The 15,929-nt window shown below is 71.5% G+C and carries 14 protein-coding genes and 1 tRNA gene; 5 read left to right on the top strand and 10 right to left on the bottom strand.

What is annotated here, in order from left to right; genetic code table 11:
- Positions 1-4 precede the first annotated feature (4 nt).
- Positions 5-78: transfer RNA gene (locus ACZ6JS_RS01195), tRNA-Met, on the bottom strand.
- Between the two features lie 52 nt (positions 79-130).
- A complete protein-coding gene (locus ACZ6JS_RS01190; RefSeq protein WP_469294987.1) occupies positions 131-3,082 on the bottom strand; it encodes a UPF0182 family membrane protein in 2,952 nt (983 codons plus the stop codon).
- Positions 3,083-3,139: 57 nt separating this feature from the next.
- On the opposite strand from ACZ6JS_RS01190, the gene ACZ6JS_RS01185 reads away from it, so the two are divergent.
- Entirely contained in the window at positions 3,140-3,709 is a 570-nt protein-coding gene (locus ACZ6JS_RS01185; protein ID WP_469294985.1) for a PPA1309 family protein, read from the top strand.
- A gap of 25 nt (positions 3,710-3,734) precedes the next feature.
- Here ACZ6JS_RS01185 and ACZ6JS_RS01180 read toward each other — a convergent pair whose 3' ends face one another.
- From ACZ6JS_RS01180 to ACZ6JS_RS01165, 4 genes are all read right to left on the bottom strand, one after another.
- Positions 3,735-4,826, bottom strand: a complete 1,092-nt coding sequence (locus ACZ6JS_RS01180; protein ID WP_469294984.1) for a YlbL family protein — start codon at positions 4,824-4,826, stop codon at positions 3,735-3,737.
- Positions 4,827-4,980: 154 nt separating this feature from the next.
- Entirely contained in the window at positions 4,981-5,196 is a 216-nt protein-coding gene (locus ACZ6JS_RS01175; RefSeq protein WP_469294983.1) for a hypothetical protein, read from the bottom strand.
- 164 nt (positions 5,197-5,360) lie between these two features.
- Positions 5,361-5,822: a molybdenum cofactor biosynthesis protein MoaE gene (locus ACZ6JS_RS01170; RefSeq protein ID WP_030658779.1), complete on the bottom strand. Its 462-nt coding sequence runs from the start codon at positions 5,820-5,822 to the stop codon at positions 5,361-5,363.
- 113 nt (positions 5,823-5,935) lie between these two features.
- The gene (locus ACZ6JS_RS01165; RefSeq protein WP_469294982.1) at positions 5,936-7,114 is read right to left on the bottom strand and encodes an SDR family oxidoreductase; all 1,179 of its coding nucleotides are present in this window, start codon (positions 7,112-7,114) and stop codon (positions 5,936-5,938) included.
- Positions 7,115-7,308: 194 nt separating this feature from the next.
- On the opposite strand from ACZ6JS_RS01165, the gene ACZ6JS_RS01160 reads away from it, so the two are divergent.
- Positions 7,309-8,727 carry a zinc-dependent metalloprotease gene (locus ACZ6JS_RS01160; protein WP_469294981.1) on the top strand — a complete coding sequence of 473 codons (1,419 nt, stop codon included), beginning with the start codon at positions 7,309-7,311 and terminating at the stop codon, positions 8,725-8,727.
- On the top strand, positions 8,724-9,257 hold the full coding sequence (locus tag ACZ6JS_RS01155) for an NUDIX hydrolase (RefSeq protein WP_469294980.1): 534 nt from the start codon (positions 8,724-8,726) through the stop codon (positions 9,255-9,257). The genes ACZ6JS_RS01160 and ACZ6JS_RS01155 overlap by 4 nt, the downstream gene beginning before the upstream one ends.
- A 76-nt stretch (positions 9,258-9,333) precedes the next feature.
- On the opposite strand, the gene ACZ6JS_RS01150 is transcribed toward ACZ6JS_RS01155, so the two are convergent.
- From ACZ6JS_RS01150 to ACZ6JS_RS01135, 4 genes are all read right to left on the bottom strand, one after another.
- Entirely contained in the window at positions 9,334-10,089 is a 756-nt protein-coding gene (locus tag ACZ6JS_RS01150; RefSeq protein WP_469294979.1) for an AIM24 family protein, read from the bottom strand.
- A 17-nt stretch (positions 10,090-10,106) separates the two neighbouring features.
- On the bottom strand, positions 10,107-10,787 hold the full coding sequence (locus tag ACZ6JS_RS01145) for an AIM24 family protein (RefSeq protein ID WP_469295522.1): 681 nt from the start codon (positions 10,785-10,787) through the stop codon (positions 10,107-10,109).
- Between the two features lie 20 nt (positions 10,788-10,807).
- Positions 10,808-12,424: a TerD family protein gene (locus tag ACZ6JS_RS01140; RefSeq protein ID WP_469294978.1), complete on the bottom strand. Its 1,617-nt coding sequence runs from the start codon at positions 12,422-12,424 to the stop codon at positions 10,808-10,810.
- Positions 12,425-12,606: 182 nt separating this feature from the next.
- Positions 12,607-13,146, bottom strand: coding sequence for a M48 metallopeptidase family protein (locus ACZ6JS_RS01135; protein ID WP_469294976.1), 540 nt, complete (start codon positions 13,144-13,146; stop codon positions 12,607-12,609).
- 222 nt (positions 13,147-13,368) lie between these two features.
- Here ACZ6JS_RS01135 and ACZ6JS_RS01130 point away from each other — a divergent pair, with 222 nt between their 5' ends.
- Positions 13,369-14,523 carry a TOMM precursor leader peptide-binding protein gene (locus ACZ6JS_RS01130; protein WP_469294974.1) on the top strand — a complete coding sequence of 385 codons (1,155 nt, stop codon included), beginning with the start codon at positions 13,369-13,371 and terminating at the stop codon, positions 14,521-14,523.
- 75 nt (positions 14,524-14,598) lie between these two features.
- Complete coding sequence (locus tag ACZ6JS_RS01125) at positions 14,599-15,927, top strand: ABC1 kinase family protein (RefSeq protein ID WP_469294973.1); 1,329 nt, start codon at positions 14,599-14,601, stop codon at positions 15,925-15,927.
- The last annotated feature ends 2 nt before the right edge of the window (positions 15,928-15,929 follow it).

The following is a 15,929-nucleotide window of genomic DNA, read 5'->3' as shown; positions in this document are numbered from 1 at the left end:
TCAGTAGCGGGGACAGGATTTGAACCTGCGACCTCTGGGTTATGAGCCCAGCGAGCTACCGAGCTGCTCCACCCCGCGTCGGTGAAACCACAGTATCACGACGCGGGACGGAGCCCTCACCCATTGATCATCAGCCGCCCGACGGAGGGGGCGTGGCCTTCGCCTCCGCCTCGATCGCCCGCTTCAGTGCGGCCTTGATGTCGTCCTGGGCCTTGCCGAAGGCCGCCCAGTCACCGGCCTGCCTGGCCTTCTCGGCCTCCTCGATCGCCTTCTGGGCGTCGGAGAGGGCCGCCTTGACCGTCGGGTCCTGGTTGGTCGGGGGCGTGACGGTGCCCTCGCCCGGCGGCTGCGCCGGCGGCACCGGCGTGGTCGGGGCCTCGGCCCCGAAGACCACGTTCAGCGCCTTCTCCAGGGTGTCCTCGAAGGCGGTCTGGTTGCCGTAGGTCACCAGCACCTTGCGCAGCAGCGGGTACTTGAGGCCGGAGCTGCGGACGTAGACCGGCTCGACGTAGAGCATCCCGCCGTCGAGCGGCACCGCGAGCAGGTTGCCGTACTCGATCTCCGAGTCGCCACCGCGCAGCAGGCGGATGGACTCGGCGATCTTCGGTTCGGACTGGAACTTGCTCTGCACCTGACCGGGCCCCTCCGGCGGCTTGCTGGTGGGCATCTTCAGGATGCGGATCTTGCCGTAGTCCGGAGTGCCCGGATCGGCGTTGACCGACATGAAGGCGCTCAGGTTGGGCCGCTCGTTCGGCGTGAACGTCGTGGTGAGGGAGAAGACCTGGTCCTTCTCCTTCTGCTCCGGCATCTTCATCGACAGGTAGTACGGCGGAACCGCCGTGCCGGCCTTGGTCGTCGGGTCGTCCGGGACGGCCCAGGCCTCACTGCCGCTGAGGAAGGTCTGCGGGTCGGTGACGTGGTACCGGGTCAGCAGCTCGCGCTGGACCTTGAAGAGGTCCTGCGGGTAGCGGAGGTGGTCCATGAGCGGCTTGTCGATCTCGCTCTTGGCCTTCACCGTGCCCGGGAACGCCTTCATCCAGGTCTTCAGGACCGGGTCCTGGGTGTCCCACTGGTACAGGTCGACCGAGCCGTCGTACGCGTCGACGGTGGCCTTCACCGAGTTGCGGATGTAGTTGACCTGGTTCTCCTGGGCGACCACCGCGCGCTGGCTGTTGGTCAGCGAGTCCGCGGTGCTCTGGCCCAGCGTGGTGCGCGAGGCGTACGGGTAGCCGTTGGTGGTCGTGTACGCATCGACGATCCACTTGATCCGGCCGTCGATCACGGCCGGGTAGGGGGCGCCGTCGATGGTCAGCCACGGGGCGACGGCCTCGACGCGCTGCTTGGGCGTGCGGTTGTAGAGGATCCGCGAACCCTCGCCGATGGCGCCCGAGTACAGGATCTGCGGCTCGCTGAAGGTCAGCGCGTAGGCGGCCCGGTTGACCGGGTTGTCGAGGTTGACGCCGGAGTCGCCCTGGTAGCTCGTCTCCTTCTCGCCCTTGTCGTCGGAGTAGTCGAGCTCCTTCTGCGGCCCGCCGACGATCGAGTACTGCTTCGTCTGCTCGCCGTAGTAGATCCGCTGCTCGAAGTCCGTGCCGAACATCCCCTTGGAGGGCAGGTCGGACTGCGTGAAGTCGGGCGCGCCGTCCTTCACCGTGGTGCCCTTGGCAGCGACCACGCCGTAGCCGTGCGTGTACTTGAAGTGGTCGTTGATCCAGTTGTTCTTCGGGATGCCGCCGATGTTCAGCTCGCGCAGGCCGATGACCGTGTCCTGGCCGCTGTACCGGTCGACGGCGAGCGTGGACGGGAAGGCGTAGTAGCCCTTGACCTGCTGGAGCTGCTGGAAGGCGGGCGAGACGATGTTGGGGTCGAGCAGACGCAGGCTGGCCGTGGTGTCGGCCGCCGACCGCAGCTTGGTGCGGTCATCGGTCTGCGGCACGCCCGGGTAGTCCTTGACCTCGGCCCCGGCGATCCCGTAGGCGTCGCGCGTCGCCTTGATGTTCTTCTGGACGTACGGGGATTCCTTGGCCTGCTCGTTCGGCTGGACCTGGAACTTCTGCACGATCGCCGGGTAGAGCCCGCCGATCAGGATCGCCGAGAGCACCATCAGGCCGAAGCCGATGACCGGCAGCTGCCAGGTGCGGCGCCACAGCGTCGCGAAGAACAGCACGGCGCAGATCGCGGCGATGGCCACGAGGATCGTCTTCGCCGGCAGGTACGCGTTCGCGTCGACGTACCGCAGGCCCGTCCAGTTGTCGGCGGCCTTGAAGTCACTGGACTTCACGGCGAGCCCGTACCGGTCGAGCCAGTACGCGACCGCCTTGAGCGTGACGAAGAGGCCGAGCAGCACCGACAGGTGCCCGGTCGCGGCCGCGGTGGCCCGGGCGCCCGGGCTCGTGACGCGCAGTCCGCCGTAGAGGTAGTGCACGACGGTCGCGGCGATCACCGACAGGACGACGGCGGCGAAGCCGAAGCCCAGCAGGAAGCGGTACCAGGGCAGGTCGAAGGTGTAGAAGGACACGTCCATGTGGAACTGGGGGTCCTTCGTGCCGAAGGGCACCCCGTTCACGTACATGAGCCAGGTCTTCCACTGACCGGCCGCCGAGGCTCCGGCGATCAGGCCGACGAGCACCGAGATGCCCAGGAGCAGCCACTTCTTGTACGGGGCGATGCTCATCCGGTACCGGTCGAGGCTCTGCTGCTCCACCGACATCGCGCTGAGCGGCGGCCGCAGCCGGTGCGCCAGCCAGATGTTCAGCCCGACCGCGCCCGCCATCAGCAGCCCGAAGACGGCGAAGAGGCCGATCTTGGTCCACAGCGTGGTGGTGAAGACGGTGGAGTACTTCACGGAGCGGAACCAGAGCCAGTCCGTCCAGAAGCCAGCGAACATGATGAAGAGCATTCCCAGGACGGCCAGCACGCCCAGGGTCATGAGAAGAGTGCGAGCACGCCGGGAGGGGCGTCCGACTCTCATCCGTGGCCCGGAAGGGCCTCCGCCGCGGTCCGGCATCTGGAAAGCCAAGGTGCGCACCTCGAAAGTCGCTGAGTACTGGTATTGAAACGGACCCCCGATCGTAGAGCCCATTCATGCAACTTACTGAGGCTCCGGTCAGTTCCCGGTATGGGGCGGAAAGGAGGCAGGATGTTGTCCATGTCCAACGTTTCGCCTTCCCCCGGCACCCCCATGGCGGCCAGCCCGCTGACCCGCGCCTGTCTCGAGATCGACGAGTACGCGGCCGGCCTCGGCTGGGACAAGCCCGCGCGGCTCTTCGCGCTGGTCGACACCGCCCGGCTCAAGAAGCAGGAGCCGCGCCTGGCCTCCACGCTCGGCCTCGACACGGACGACGCCGGCAAGAGCTCCCTCACCCCGATCGAGCAGGACACCGTCCCGGCCGGGACGCCCCTCGACAAGTTCCTGGGCACCATCGCCTGGCCCGACGCCGTCGTCGGGTGTGCGCTGACCGTCGAACGCCTCATGCTGCCGCCGTCCGCGGAGGCCTCCGTACCGGAGGGCCTGAGCGACAAGCAGCTGTCGAAGTGGGTCGCCGGGCACCCGGAGCGGCAGGAGGTCCGGATCACGGTGGCCGTGCTGCGCGACGGCTCGCGGGAGTCCGCCGTACGGCTGCGCGAGAAGGACTCCTCGACGGAGGTCCTCACCGGCGGGGGTCTGGTGCCGGGTCTCGCCGAGGCCCTGGCCGCGACCTTCGCCTAGAGCGGGATCCGGGGAGGCGGACCGGTCAGGGCTTGGCGCTGCACTGCGGCAGCCCGGCCGTGTCCCCCTTGCGGATCTTCTCCAGCGACTTGGTGGCGTCTTCGATGGTGGAGACCTTCACCAGCGTCAGCCCGTCCGGCACGTTGGAGGCGGCGGAGGCGCAGTTGTCGGCGGGGGTGAGGAAGTACTCCGCGCCGGCCTTGCGGGCGCCGATGGTCTTCATCTGGATGCCGCCGATGGGACCGACCTTGCCGGCGTCGTCGATGGTGCCGGTGCCGGCGACGAACTTCCCGCCGGTGAGGTCCTCCGGGGTCAGCTTGTCGACGATGCCCAGCGCGAACATCAGCCCGGCGCTCGGGCCGCCGACGTCGGCGAGCTTGATGTCGATCGTGAACGGGAAGGTGTGGTCGCTGCCGGCCCGGATGCCGACGATGGCACGGCCGTCGCCCTCCGCCTTGCCGGCGGTGACAGTGACCTTGGAAGTGCCGGTGGGCTCGCGGCCGGCCTTCGCCGCCGCGGCGGCGTCGGCGGCGGGCACGACGGTGAATTCGACCGGTTCGCCGGGCTTGTGCTTGGTGACGAGCTTCGCCACGTCCTCGGGCGCGGTGACGGGCGCGCCGTCCACGGCCTTGACGACGTCACCGGCGTGCAGCCGGCCCTCGGAGGGGCTGTCCTTGACCACGGAGGCGACGATCACGCGGGCGGTGACCGGGATGCCGAGCTGCTTGAGCGCCGCGACCTTCGCGCTCTGCTGCGACTGGCTGAACTCCTCGGCGTTCTCCTGTGTGGACTCCGCGTCGGTCTTGCCGTTCGGGTAGAGGTTCTCGTGCGGGACGACGATGTTGTCGCCGGCCAGCCACCCGTAGACGGCCTCCACCAGGTTCATGTCGTAGTCGGCGCCCGTGACGCGGACCGTCGTCATGTTGAGGTGGCCGCTGGTCGGGTACGTCTTGCGCCCCGAGATGTTGAGGACCGGCTCGCCGTGCGAGTCCCCGAGCGTGTTCACGGTCGGTCCGGGGCTCATCTCGGAGTACGGGACCTTGATGAACACCCCTGCGCAGAGCAGCGCGAACAGCACCAGGGTTGAGGCGAGCATCGTCGCGGTGCGGCGTGGCATGGGTCCGACAGTACGGGACGGCCCCGGCGAGCGGCCCTCGGGGCCGGTCCGTACGGGGCCCGCGGGGGAAACTCTCAGCGGATTCTCACGGGCGCGCGAGGAGCGCGGCCGGGGATGGGGCGGGGCGGGACACTCCGCGCCGGGTCCGGCGGCGTCAGACGGTGTCGGAGGCGGAACCGGCCTCGGCCTTCGCCCTGACCTGGTCGGCACTGCCGTGGCCCTGGCCGTTGCCCATGGCTTCACGGAACCGTGCGTATCCCGCGAGCTCGGATATGTCGCCCTGTGTGCGGTCGCGTGCCGCCCAGCTGCCCCATATCGCCGCGCCGATCGCGGCGAACAGCGGAATCAGCAACCACGCCAGAGATGCCATGGGCGTGCCTCCCTACCCCGAAGTGCGTTTCGTTGGTGGCTTCAACGCTCGTGCCCGTGGGGGGGTTACGCAAATCGAGGGCGTGTTGCGCGGCCGAACGGGTGTGAGGGTACCCGCCCGGCGATCACGCTCCGCGACCGGGGTCGGCCGTCGGGCCGAGGCCGTCAGCAGGCGCCGACCCACTCCTCCGAGCCGTCGGCGAAGGTCTGGTGCTTCCAGATCGGGACCTCGTGCTTGAGGTCGTCGATCAGCATCCGGCAGGCTTCGAAGGCCTCCCCGCGGTGCGGGCAGGAGACCGCGACGACCACGGCCAGGTCGCCGACGGCGAGGTCGCCCACGCGGTGCACGGCGGCCAGGGCGCGGACCGGGTACTTGGCCACGACGCGCTCGGCGATCCGGCGCATCTCGGCCTCCGCCGTCGGGTGGCAGGAGTAGCCGAGCGAGTCGACGTCCGCGCCGCCGTCGTGGTTGCGCACCGTGCCGACGAAGAGCGTCGTGCCGCCCGTGGCGTCGTCGCCGACGGCCCGGAAGACCTCGTCGATCGAGAGCGGGGTGTCACGGATCTCGAGCAGCCGGACGGGGTCCTGGGCGGCCTGCTCACCGGGGTGGTCGAAGTGCGGTGCCATACCGTCCATCGTGCCCTAGGCGCTGACGGGGCGAAATAGCTGATTCGCCCGGCCCGCGGCACCGGCCTTGGGAGCCTCCTACAGGATCCGGTGCAGGATCCGGCGCCCCGGGATCAGATCCCGCGGCGCTTGCGGGCCAGGCGGACCGCGGCGGCCGCGCCGAGCAGGGCCACCGTCGCGCCCGCCGCACCGGCGGCCGTGGCGGCGTCCCTGCGGCCCAGCCTGCGGCCCGCGACCGTGTGGCGGCCCGCGACCTCCTGGAGGAGCTCGGCGAGAACCTCCTCGTTGGTCCAGCGCGGCCGCCAGCCGGCGGCGTGCAGGCCGCTGACGCTGACCACCCAGGGGTGCATCGTGTACGCGAGGTCGCCGGCCGGGGACGGGGTCAGGCCGATGCGGTGCAGGCGGGCCGCGGCGCCCAGCGCGACCGCCGAGGGCAGCTCCATGCGGCGGATGCCGCTCAGCTCCTCGACCTCCTCCTGCTCCAGCCACCCCTCGCAGCCCACGGCCAGCTCGCCCTCGACCTTCTCGAGGGCCGCGTACTCCAGGGCGCTGACCAGGTCCTCCACGTGGCAGAACTGCCAGGTGGGGCGGGAGCCCGCGACCACGAGCAGGCGCGGGGACTCGAAGTAGCGGGTCAGGGCGGTGTCGGTGCCGCCGACCAGGACCGCGGGGCGGACCACGGTGACGTTGAGGCCGGGGTGGGCCCGGGGGGCCCGGCGGCCGAGGCGCTCGATCTCCAGCAGGTCGCCGACCCCGGTCGCCTCGGCGGTGGCCCGCAGCTCGGAGTCCTCCGACAGCGGGATGTCGTTGTCGGGCAGGGCTCCGTAGACCATCGCCGAGGTGCACAGCACGACACGGTGCACGCCGGCTGCGGCGGCCGCCGTGAGGACGGTCTGGGTCCCGCGCACGTTGTACGCCGTACGGGCCGCCGGGTCCGTCTCCAGGTCGAGGTCCAGGGCGAGGTGGACGACGACGTCTGCGCCCCGCAGCTTCTCGGCGATCGCCGGGTCCCGTACGTCGAGCACGTGCCACTGGGCGGCCGCGCAGTCACCGCGCCGCTCGTCGATGGCGACGACCTGCTTGACCTCGTCGGAGGCGGCGAGGCGGCTCACGAGGGCCGCTCCGACGCCCGAGGCGGCGCCGGTCACGGCGATCACGGGGCTGTGCCGGCGGGGGCCTTCCGGGTTTCGCGGCTGGCGAACGCCGGGGGCGCCGTCGCCGTGCTCGGGGCGGTCGTCGTCCTGCGTAGCGCGGCTGCGCTTATCCGAAACGTGCGGATCTGGGGAACTCACCGGGCGTCTCCAGCGGTTGTCTTCAGTAGGGACGCGCCGTGACGCGCACCCACCAGGTGATGTCCATCCTGCCGCAGCCCAGGAGTCGGCGGAGCACCGAGCCCGGATGCGGGCTCCGGTGTCTACGCTGGGTGGTGTTGTCGGGACCATTGCCCGCCGGCTCCCGCCGGCGGCCCTACGAGCCGAGGAAACCCGTGAGCGACACCCCATTCGGATTCGGCCTTCCGCCGGAGGAGCCGGACAACGGCGACGAAGGCAAGAAGAAGGGCAACCAGGGCGGACAGGGCGGCCCCGCGAATCCCTTCGGGTTCCCCGGCATGGGGCTGCCGGGCGCCGGCGGCGCCGGCGGCGCGGACAATCCGTTCGCCGCGATGTTCGGTTCGATGAACCCGAACGACCTCGGTGCGGCCTTCCAGCAGCTCGGCCAGATGCTCAGCTACGAGGGCGGTCCCGTGAACTGGGACATGGCCAAGGACATCGCCCGCCGGACCGTCGCGCAGGGCACGGCGGACGGCGTGAAGGACACGAGCGTCGGCATCGCCGAGAGGTCGGCCGTCGAGGAGGCCGTACGGCTGGCCGACCACTGGCTGGACGGGGTGACCTCGCTGCCCTCCGGTGCCACCACGGCCGTGGCGTGGAGCCGCGCCGAGTGGGTCGAGGCCACCCTCCCGGTGTGGAAGGAGCTCGTGGACCCCGTCGCCGAGCGCGTCGGCGCGGCCATGGGCAGCGTGCTGCCCGAGGAGATGCAGGCCATGGCGGGCCCGCTGCTGGGCATGATGCGCTCCATGGGCGGGGCCATGTTCGGCCAGCAGATCGGGCAGGCCGTCGGCGTCCTCGCCGGCGAGGTCGTCGGCTCGACCGACATCGGGCTGCCCCTGGGCCCGGCGGGCAAGGCCGCGCTGCTCCCGCTGAACATCGAGGGCTTCGGCAAGGACCTGGGCGTTCCCTCGGACGAGGTGCGGCTGTACTTGGCGCTGCGCGAGGCGGCCCACGCCCGGCTCTTCGCGCACGTCCCGTGGCTGCGCTCGCACCTGTTCGGAGCCGTCGAGGGCTACGCCCGCGGCATCAAGGTGGACACCTCGAAGCTGGAGGACGTGGTCGGCCAGCTGGACCCGTCCAACCCGGAGCAGCTGCAGGAGGTTCTGCAGGGCGGCATGTTCCAGCCGCAGGACACCCCCGAGCAGAAGGCCGCCCTGGCCCGCCTGGAGACGGCGCTCGCGCTGGTCGAGGGCTGGGTCGACGCGGTGGTGCACGAGGCCGCCAAGCCGCGGCTGACCTCGGCGGACGCGATGCGCGAGACCATGCGCCGGCGGCGCGCCTCGGGCGGCCCGGCGGAGCAGACCTTCGCGACGCTGATCGGCCTGGAGCTGCGGCCGCGACGGCTGCGCGACGCCTCGCGTCTGTGGGCCTCGCTGACCGACGCGCGCGGTGTCGACGGCCGCGACGGGCTGTGGGAGCACCCGGACATGCTGCCGACGGCCTCCGACCTGGACGACCCGGACGGCTTCGTGCACCGCGAGCAGCTGGACTTCTCCGAGATCGACAAGATGCTCGGCGAAGCCGCCGAGAAGCGCGGCCGGCAGGACGACGGCGAGGGCGAAGAGAACAAGTGAGCCTCTACGAAGACGCGATCCTGGTCCTGAAGGGCTACGAGGACCAGACCGAGCTGCGCGACCTCTACCTGGAGCACCTGGCCGCCCACCCGGACGGGGTCTACAAGCCCTGCGGGGCGGGGCACGTCACCGGCAGCGCACTCGTGATCGACCCGGTGGGCCGACGGGTGCTGCTGACCCTGCACAAGAAGCTGGGCATGTGGCTGCAGATGGGCGGCCACTGCGAGCCCGGTGACACGACGATGGCGGACGTGGCCCTGCGCGAGGCCCGGGAGGAGTCGGGCATCGAGCGCGGGCTGACCCTGGTGCCCGGCGGCCCGGTGCGCCTGGACCGGCACGCCATCCCGGCGCCCTGCAACTGGCACCTGGACGTGCAGTACGCGGCGCTGGCCCCGGCCGGCGCGGTGGCGGAGATCAGTGAGGAGTCCCTGGACGTGCGCTGGTTCCCGTACGAGGAGGTGGCCTCGGTGGCCGACACCTCGGTCGTGCTGCTGCTGGAGGCGACCCTGGCCCGGCTCGCCGCGCGCTGATCGCGCGGGGCCGCGTCGGCCCGGCACGACGTTGAGGGGCGGTCCCGTACGGGGCCGCCCCTTTCACCGTCCCGGGTCAGTTCCAGGCGTTGTTCTGGTTCTGGGCGTGGGCGCCGTGCTGGCCCATGCCGAACTGGGCGGCGACGCCCTGTCCGATCTGTGCGTTCTGCGGCGGCAGCGCCTCGCTGGGCTGCACCAGCGCGATGCCGGTGCCGAGGAAGCTGAGCTCCCAGCCCTCGCCGGTGTTGCCGCGGCGCCGCCAGATGCCGCTGGAGTGCGTCTGGGCCTGCATCTGCACCCGCAGGGAGGTGGACCAGGCGACGATGGCGTCCGCGTCGACGTTGACGTACTTGTCGGGCGTGACGTGCATCATCAGCGGCTGCCCGGAGGTCATCAGGGCGACCTTGCCGCGGCCGGAGATGTTGAGCTGGTACTTGCCGGAGCCGGAGATTCCGTACTGGCTGTCCACCGCGATGACCTCGGTGTGCAAGGTGGAGTCCAGGGCCAGGACGTAGCTGCTGTCGACCGTGAGGCCCTCCTGGTCGACATCCACGACGTGGACGTACTGGGCCAGGTTGGCGAGGTAGACCGTGCCCTGCCCGGAGCAGCGCATGAGGTCCAGGCCCTCGCCGGTGCGGCGGCGGGCGTTGCGCTGGCCCTGGCTCTGGTACTCGCCGTCGAAGTCGATGAGCCCCTGGTAGGCGACCATCGCGCCCTTGCGGGCGAGTACGTCGTCGGAGCCCGTCAGCGAGACCCGCAGCAGCTGCGGGTTCTGGACGGTGTACCTGTCCTGGGACTGCGCCTCGGCGTGGGCGAAAAGTGCGCTCTGCATGATGTGTCCGCTCCCCCTCAGCCCCGGACCCGGAGCCGGTCGGTGCTGTCCTCGCTGGGCTGTACGACGACGATGCCCTGGCCGGAGAAGGCCATCTGGTAGGCCTCTCCGCTGCCCCGGCCGAGCATGGACGAGGCCTTGAAACTGCGCTTGCCCTTGACCTTCAGGTTCGGCGACCAGGCGACGAGCGCGTCGGGGTCGACGTACGTCTCGTCCTCACCGCGGCCGCAGTCGACGACGATCGGGGTGCCGCGCGAGGTCAGGGCGACCCAGCCGGTGCCCGCGATCTCGACGTTGAACAGACCCTGGCCTGCGAACTTCGCCAGGCCCTTGACCCGCTCGACGCCCCACTGGAGGTGCGCGTCGAAGGCGAGCAGGTTGGTGCCGTTGACCGACAGCGAGTCGTTGTTGAGGTTGATGACGACGACGTCGGCGCCGTAGTCGGCGAGGTACAGGAGGCCGTCGCCGGTGCACTTCATCAGGGGTGCGCCTTCGCCGGTGGCCCACTGCGAGGCCATCTGGCGGACGGCCGGCGGGTTGGGCTCGTACTGCACGAAGCCCTCGTAGGCGACCATCGAGCCGGTGCGGGCGAAGAGGTCCTGGCCGCTCTGCATGGCGACCTTGAGCATCGACCGCCCGTGGTTCTCCATGCGGGTCGTGACCGGGGTCGGGGCGAAGGCCGCGAGCTGCTGGTTCATTGCGTTCATGTCGGGCTCCCTCAGACCTCGTACGGCTGGACGACGATGAAGTTGCCGGGAGCGCCGCGGAACTGGAGGTTCACGGTCTCCCCGCTGTGGCCGGGGTAGGCGTTGCGCCGCAGCCGGACCTGGCTGGAGAGGATCACCTGCGAGGCGGCCGACCACGCCACGATGGCGTTGCTGTCCGCGAAGGTGGTCGGGGTGACGGGCAGGACGACCGGGACGCCGTGCGTCTTGACGATGACCGTGCCGGTGCCCTGGAACTGCATGGTGAACAGGGCGCCGCCGGGGATGCCGTGGCCCTCGATCCGGCGGACCTCGTGCTGGAGGGACTCGTCGAAGGCGAGGACGTTCTCCGCGGAGACGCAGATGGCGTCGCCCTGGAGCTCGATGGCGTGCAGGTGCGCGCCGTTCTCGGCGAGGAAGACCTGACCGCGGCCGGTGCAGCGCATCAGCTGCATCTCCTGGCCGGTGGCGTTGCCGACGATGCGGCCGGCGAACCCGGCGCCCTTGTAGCTGAAGTCGACCTTGCCCTGGTACAGGACCATGCTGCCCTGGCGGGCGAGGACGGCCTGGCCGCCCATCGCGAGGTCGACGCGCATGAGCTGCTGGTTCTGCGGGGTCCAGCGGGCGCCGGTCGGGGCCTCCTTGTACGGCTGGAGCGCGGCGGCGAGGCCGGCCGCGGGGGCGGCGGCCTGCGGTGCGTAGCCGGGCTGCTGGCCGGGAACCTGGCCCGGGACCTGGCCGTAGCCCGGCTGCTGCCCGTAGGGGGCGGGGGCGGGCGGCGGCACCTGGCCCGGGTACTGGCCGGGGACCTGGCCGTACGAGGGTTGCTGCGGCGGCTGGCCGTACGGGGCGGGGGCCGGCGGGGCGATGGGCGCGGCCATGGTGGGCGCGGCGTGCACCGGGGCGGGGGCCGCGGGCTGCTGGTACTGCGGCTGGGGGGCAGCCGGGGCGGGCGCGCCGAAGGACGGGGCCGCGGCCGGGGCGGGGGCCTGCGGGGCCGCAGCCGGGGCGCCGAATGTCGGGGCCGCGGCGGGGGCGGCCGCCTGCGGCGGCGGGGCGAAGCCGGGGGCGCCGGCCGCCGGGGCCTGCTGCTGCGGCTGCTCCTCGGCGACCTCGCCGCCGAAGTTCTTCAGGAGGGCGTCGAGCCCGCCGTCGAAGCCCTGGCCGACCGCGGCGAAGCGCCACACGTCCTTCAGGTAGAAGTCGCCGAGCATCACGGCCCGCTCGGTGCTGAACTCCGAGCCGTTGAAGGCGTAGCGGACCACCTCTTCGCCGCCGGCCACGATCCGGATGTAGCCCGGCCCGATCTGCGACATCTGTCCGGCGCCGTCGATGGTGGCGGTGAAGGACAGCTTGTGGATGGACGCCGGGACGCGGTCCAGGGTCACCCGGAAGGATTCCGTGTCGCCGGACTGCGCACCGAGCAGCTGAATGGACTCTTCCGGTGACTTCGGCTGGTTGAAGAAGACGAAGTAGCGGTCGTCCGAGAGCTGTTCATTGGCGTCCAGGCCGAAACAGCTGATGTCGAAGGTGAGTCCGGGCCCGGCGATCTGGACGCCTACGTACAGATCGGTGCCCGCCGTGAGATCACTGACCTTGGCCTTGTGGCCGCGTTGGAATTCCCTTGCCATGCGTAACGACGTCCCCCATCCCGACTGAGCATTCGTGCCGCACAGGCTAACGGCATCTGCCGACATCCGGCCAAGCCGGTACCAACCCGGTACACATCACGCTGTGTGACTTGACGGGTGCTGCGGAGCCGGTCCGGGGCGGTCGGGAGGCCGGCCCGACCGGTCCGATCCGCCCGGCGGGGTCACTCCTCGCGGGCGGCGGGCACCTTCGGCAGCCGCTCGGCCGCGACCACGCCCTCCAGGTAGCCCCGGGCCCGCTCGGTGCGCGGGTACGCCTCCAGCAGCTCCCAGAAGCGGGGGCCGTGGCCGGGCACGAGGAGGTGGGCCAGCTCGTGCAGGAGCACGTAGTCGACGACGTACTCCGGCATGCCCTGGAGGCGGTGCGAGAGCCGGATGCTGCCTTCGGCCGGGGTGCAGGAGCCCCAGCGGGTGTTCTGGTTGGTGACCCAGCGGACCGAGCGGGGGCGGGCGCGGCCGTCGAGGTACTGCTCCGACAAACGCTCGGCGCGCTCGGTGAGTTCCGCGTCCCCGAGGGTGCGTTTGCTCTCCTGGGCGGCCAGCTTGTCGAGCATGACGCCCACCCAGCGCTTCTCCTCCGCCTCGGACATCCGGGCAGGGATGAGGACGACCGTACGGTCACCCTCGCGATAGGCGGATACGGTCCTGCGGCGGCGCGCGCTCCGGCGGACTTCGACGGCGCGCTGCGGTGGGTCGGCGGACACGCCACGACGTTACCCGGTGTCGGTGGCGGAAGTCCGCTCGACCGGCGTTCGAACACGGGCGGTTCGGAGCCGGTGTCCGAAGCGGCATTGCTCTTCATCTCATATGCCGAATACCTCCTGCCTGTGGACAAATTTCTGCGCGGATTCCGCGGAAGGGGCACTGTTTTCGGGGAGCGGGAAATGGGGCGGCGCGAGCCGCACGGATATCGAGGGGGGTCGGACATGTTTCCGAGGGTGAAGCCGGCGCTGGCTCGGGCCTGGCGGGATCTGCAGACGGTGCAGTTCGGGGTGACTCCGGCGCATGCGGTGGTGCTCGGACCGGTGGATACGGCGACGGGCGCGCTCGTCGACCGGATCGACGGGACGCGGGGCATGGAGCTGCTGCGGGCCGAGGCCACGCGGATGGGACTGCCCGACGGCCTGGCCGACGCCCTCGTCAGACGGTTGGCGGGGGCCGGTCTGCTCGACGACGCGACGGCGGGCGGTCCTCGGGCGCAGGCGCTGCGCGGGCATCCGGAGACCCTGGAGCGGCTGGGCCCGGACCGGGGTTCTCTGTCGCTGGTCCACCGGGAGCCCGGCGGTGACCTGCGGGGGATCGCGGCCCGCCGGGCGATACGGGTCCGGGTGCGTGGGAGCGGCCGGGTGGGCGCCGTGATCGCGGCGGTCCTGGCGGGAGCCGGCGTGGGGCGGGTCGAAGTGCTCGACGGGGGCCGGGTGGAAGCGGCCGACGTGGCGCCGGGCGGCCTGGGTCCCGCGAGCGTGGGCCGGATGCGGGCCGAGGCCGCGGCGGCAGTGGTCCGCTCCGCGGCTCCGGGTCCGGGTCCGCGGGCCGGGGAGATGGAGGGACCGGAGTCCGGGCTGGCCCTGGTGGTGGTCGCGCCGAGGGACGGGCTGCACGCCTGGGCACCGGATCCGGACACCGCGGCCGACTGGGTCGCCTCGGGGATTCCGCACCTTTACGCGGGGGTGGTGGAGGGGACGGGTCTGGTGGGGCCGCTGGTGCTGCCGGGCACGACGGCGTGCGCCGGGTGCATGGAGCGCGACCGGGTGGACCGGGACGCGGCCTGGCCGAGGATGCTGGTGCAGTGGCGGTCGTCCCACCGCCGCCGCGGGAACGCCTCCTGCGACCTGGGCCTGTCCACGGCGGTGGCGGGGCTGGCCGCGGCCCATGCGCTCGCCTTCCTCGACGGGCAGCTGCCGGCCTCCACGGGCTCCCGCTGGGAGGCGGCCCTGCCCACCCTCCACTGGGAATCGGCTCCGGTCCGCCCCCACCCCGACTGTCCCTGCGGGGCGGCGTCGGAGCCCGCGCAGCGGCTCGGGCCGGCGGTGCGGGCTCCGGGGAGAGGAGTGGGAGCGAACCCGTCGGGAGGACCGTGACAGGATGCTTCGGGACCGAGGTTTCTGCCGAACCGCCGCTTGCGGCGCAGGTGTCTGGGAAATGGAGGGGGCGGCATGTCTGATCTTCCCCGGAAGGCGGTCACCCGTACCGTCAAGCTGGCCGCACTGCCGATCGGCATCGCGGGTCGGGTCACCTGGGGGCTGGGCAAGCGGATCGGCGGCAAGTCCGCCGAGATCGTGGCGCGGGAGCTCCAGCAGCGCACCGCCGAGCAGTTGTTCCGCACGCTGGGGGAACTGAAGGGCGGTGCGATGAAGTTCGGGCAGGCCCTGTCGGTTTTCGAGTCGGCGCTGCCCGAGGAGGTCGCGGGGCCCTACCGGGCGGCGCTGACCAAGCTTCAGGAGGCCGCCCCGCCGCTGCCCGCGGCGACGGTGCACCAGGTGCTGGCGGACCGTCTGGGCGGGAACTGGCGGGAGCTGTTCGAGGAGTTCGAGGACAAGCCGGCCGCGGCGGCCTCGATCGGGCAGGTGCACCGGGCGGTGTGGCACGACGGCCGGCAGGTGGCGGTCAAGGTCCAGTACCCGGGGGCGGGTGAGGCGCTGCTGTCGGACCTGAAGCAGCTGGGGCGGTTCGCCGGCCTGCTGGGCCCGCTCGTCCCCGGCATGGAGATCAAGCCACTGATCAAGGAGTTGCGCGACCGGGTCTCGGAGGAGCTCGACTACGAGCTCGAGGCGGAGGCCCAGCGGACCCACGCGGACGCCTTCGTGGACGACCCGGACGTGGTCGTCCCCGACGTGGTGCACCAGGGCGACCAGGTGCTCGTGACCGAGTGGATGGACGGGACCCCGCTGTCGGAGGTGATCGCGGACGGCACCGACGAGGAGCGCGACCGCGCCGGGCAGTTGCTGGCCCGGTTCCTCTTCTCCGGTCCTGCGCGCACGGGTCTGCTGCACGCCGATCCGCACCCGGGCAACTTCCGTCTGATACCGGGGGCGGACGGCCGGATGCGGCTGGGCGTCCTGGACTTCGGCACGGTCGACCGGCTGCCGGGGGGCTGGCCCAAGCCCATCGGCAGGTCCCTGCGGATGACGCTGGACGGCGACGCCGAGGGGGTCTACGGCCACCTGTGCGCCGAGGGGTTCGTGAAGGAGTCCGTCGAGCTGGACCCGGACGCAGTGCTGGACTACCTGAAGCCGATCATCGAGCCGGCCGAGGCCGAGGAGTTCACCTTCACGCGGCCGTGGCTGCGCGGTCAGGCGGCGCGGATCGCCGATCCCCGCTCCCCCGCGCACCAGTTGGGCCGGCAGATCAACCTGCCGCCCTCGTACCTGCTGATCCACCGGGTGACGCTGAGCACCATCGGCGTGCTGTGCCAGCTGGGCGCGACGGTGCGGCTGCGCGATGAACTGGACACGTGGCTGCCCGGGTTCGCGTCCGACGAGTGACG

This window comes from Streptomyces sp. NPDC046349 (assembly GCF_055587885.1).
Note: the sequence above shows the minus strand (reverse complement) of the source record. Positions and strands in the feature narration are given on the sequence as shown.

Bases quoted from the DNA above. Each gene is read 5' to 3' on its own strand.
- ACZ6JS_RS01175 (WP_469294983.1), bottom strand. From the start codon at position 5,196: ATGGCATCTCTGGCGTGGTTGCTGATTCCGCTGTTCGCCGCGATCGGC.
- ACZ6JS_RS01180 (WP_469294984.1), bottom strand. From the start codon at position 4,826: ATGCCACGCCGCACCGCGACGATGCTCGCCTCAACCCTGGTGCTGTTC.
- ACZ6JS_RS01190 (WP_469294987.1), bottom strand. From the start codon at position 3,082: ATGGGCTCTACGATCGGGGGTCCGTTTCAATACCAGTACTCAGCGACT.
- ACZ6JS_RS01140 (WP_469294978.1), bottom strand. From the start codon at position 12,424: ATGGCAAGGGAATTCCAACGCGGCCACAAGGCCAAGGTCAGTGATCTC.
- ACZ6JS_RS01150 (WP_469294979.1), bottom strand. From the start codon at position 10,089: ATGCAGAGCGCACTTTTCGCCCACGCCGAGGCGCAGTCCCAGGACAGG.
- ACZ6JS_RS01170 (WP_030658779.1), bottom strand. From the start codon at position 5,822: ATGGCACCGCACTTCGACCACCCCGGTGAGCAGGCCGCCCAGGACCCC.
- ACZ6JS_RS01125 (WP_469294973.1), top strand. From the start codon at position 14,599: ATGTCTGATCTTCCCCGGAAGGCGGTCACCCGTACCGTCAAGCTGGCC.
- ACZ6JS_RS01185 (WP_469294985.1), top strand. From the start codon at position 3,140: ATGTTGTCCATGTCCAACGTTTCGCCTTCCCCCGGCACCCCCATGGCG.
- ACZ6JS_RS01145 (WP_469295522.1), bottom strand. From the start codon at position 10,787: ATGAACCAGCAGCTCGCGGCCTTCGCCCCGACCCCGGTCACGACCCGC.
- ACZ6JS_RS01130 (WP_469294974.1), top strand. From the start codon at position 13,369: ATGTTTCCGAGGGTGAAGCCGGCGCTGGCTCGGGCCTGGCGGGATCTG.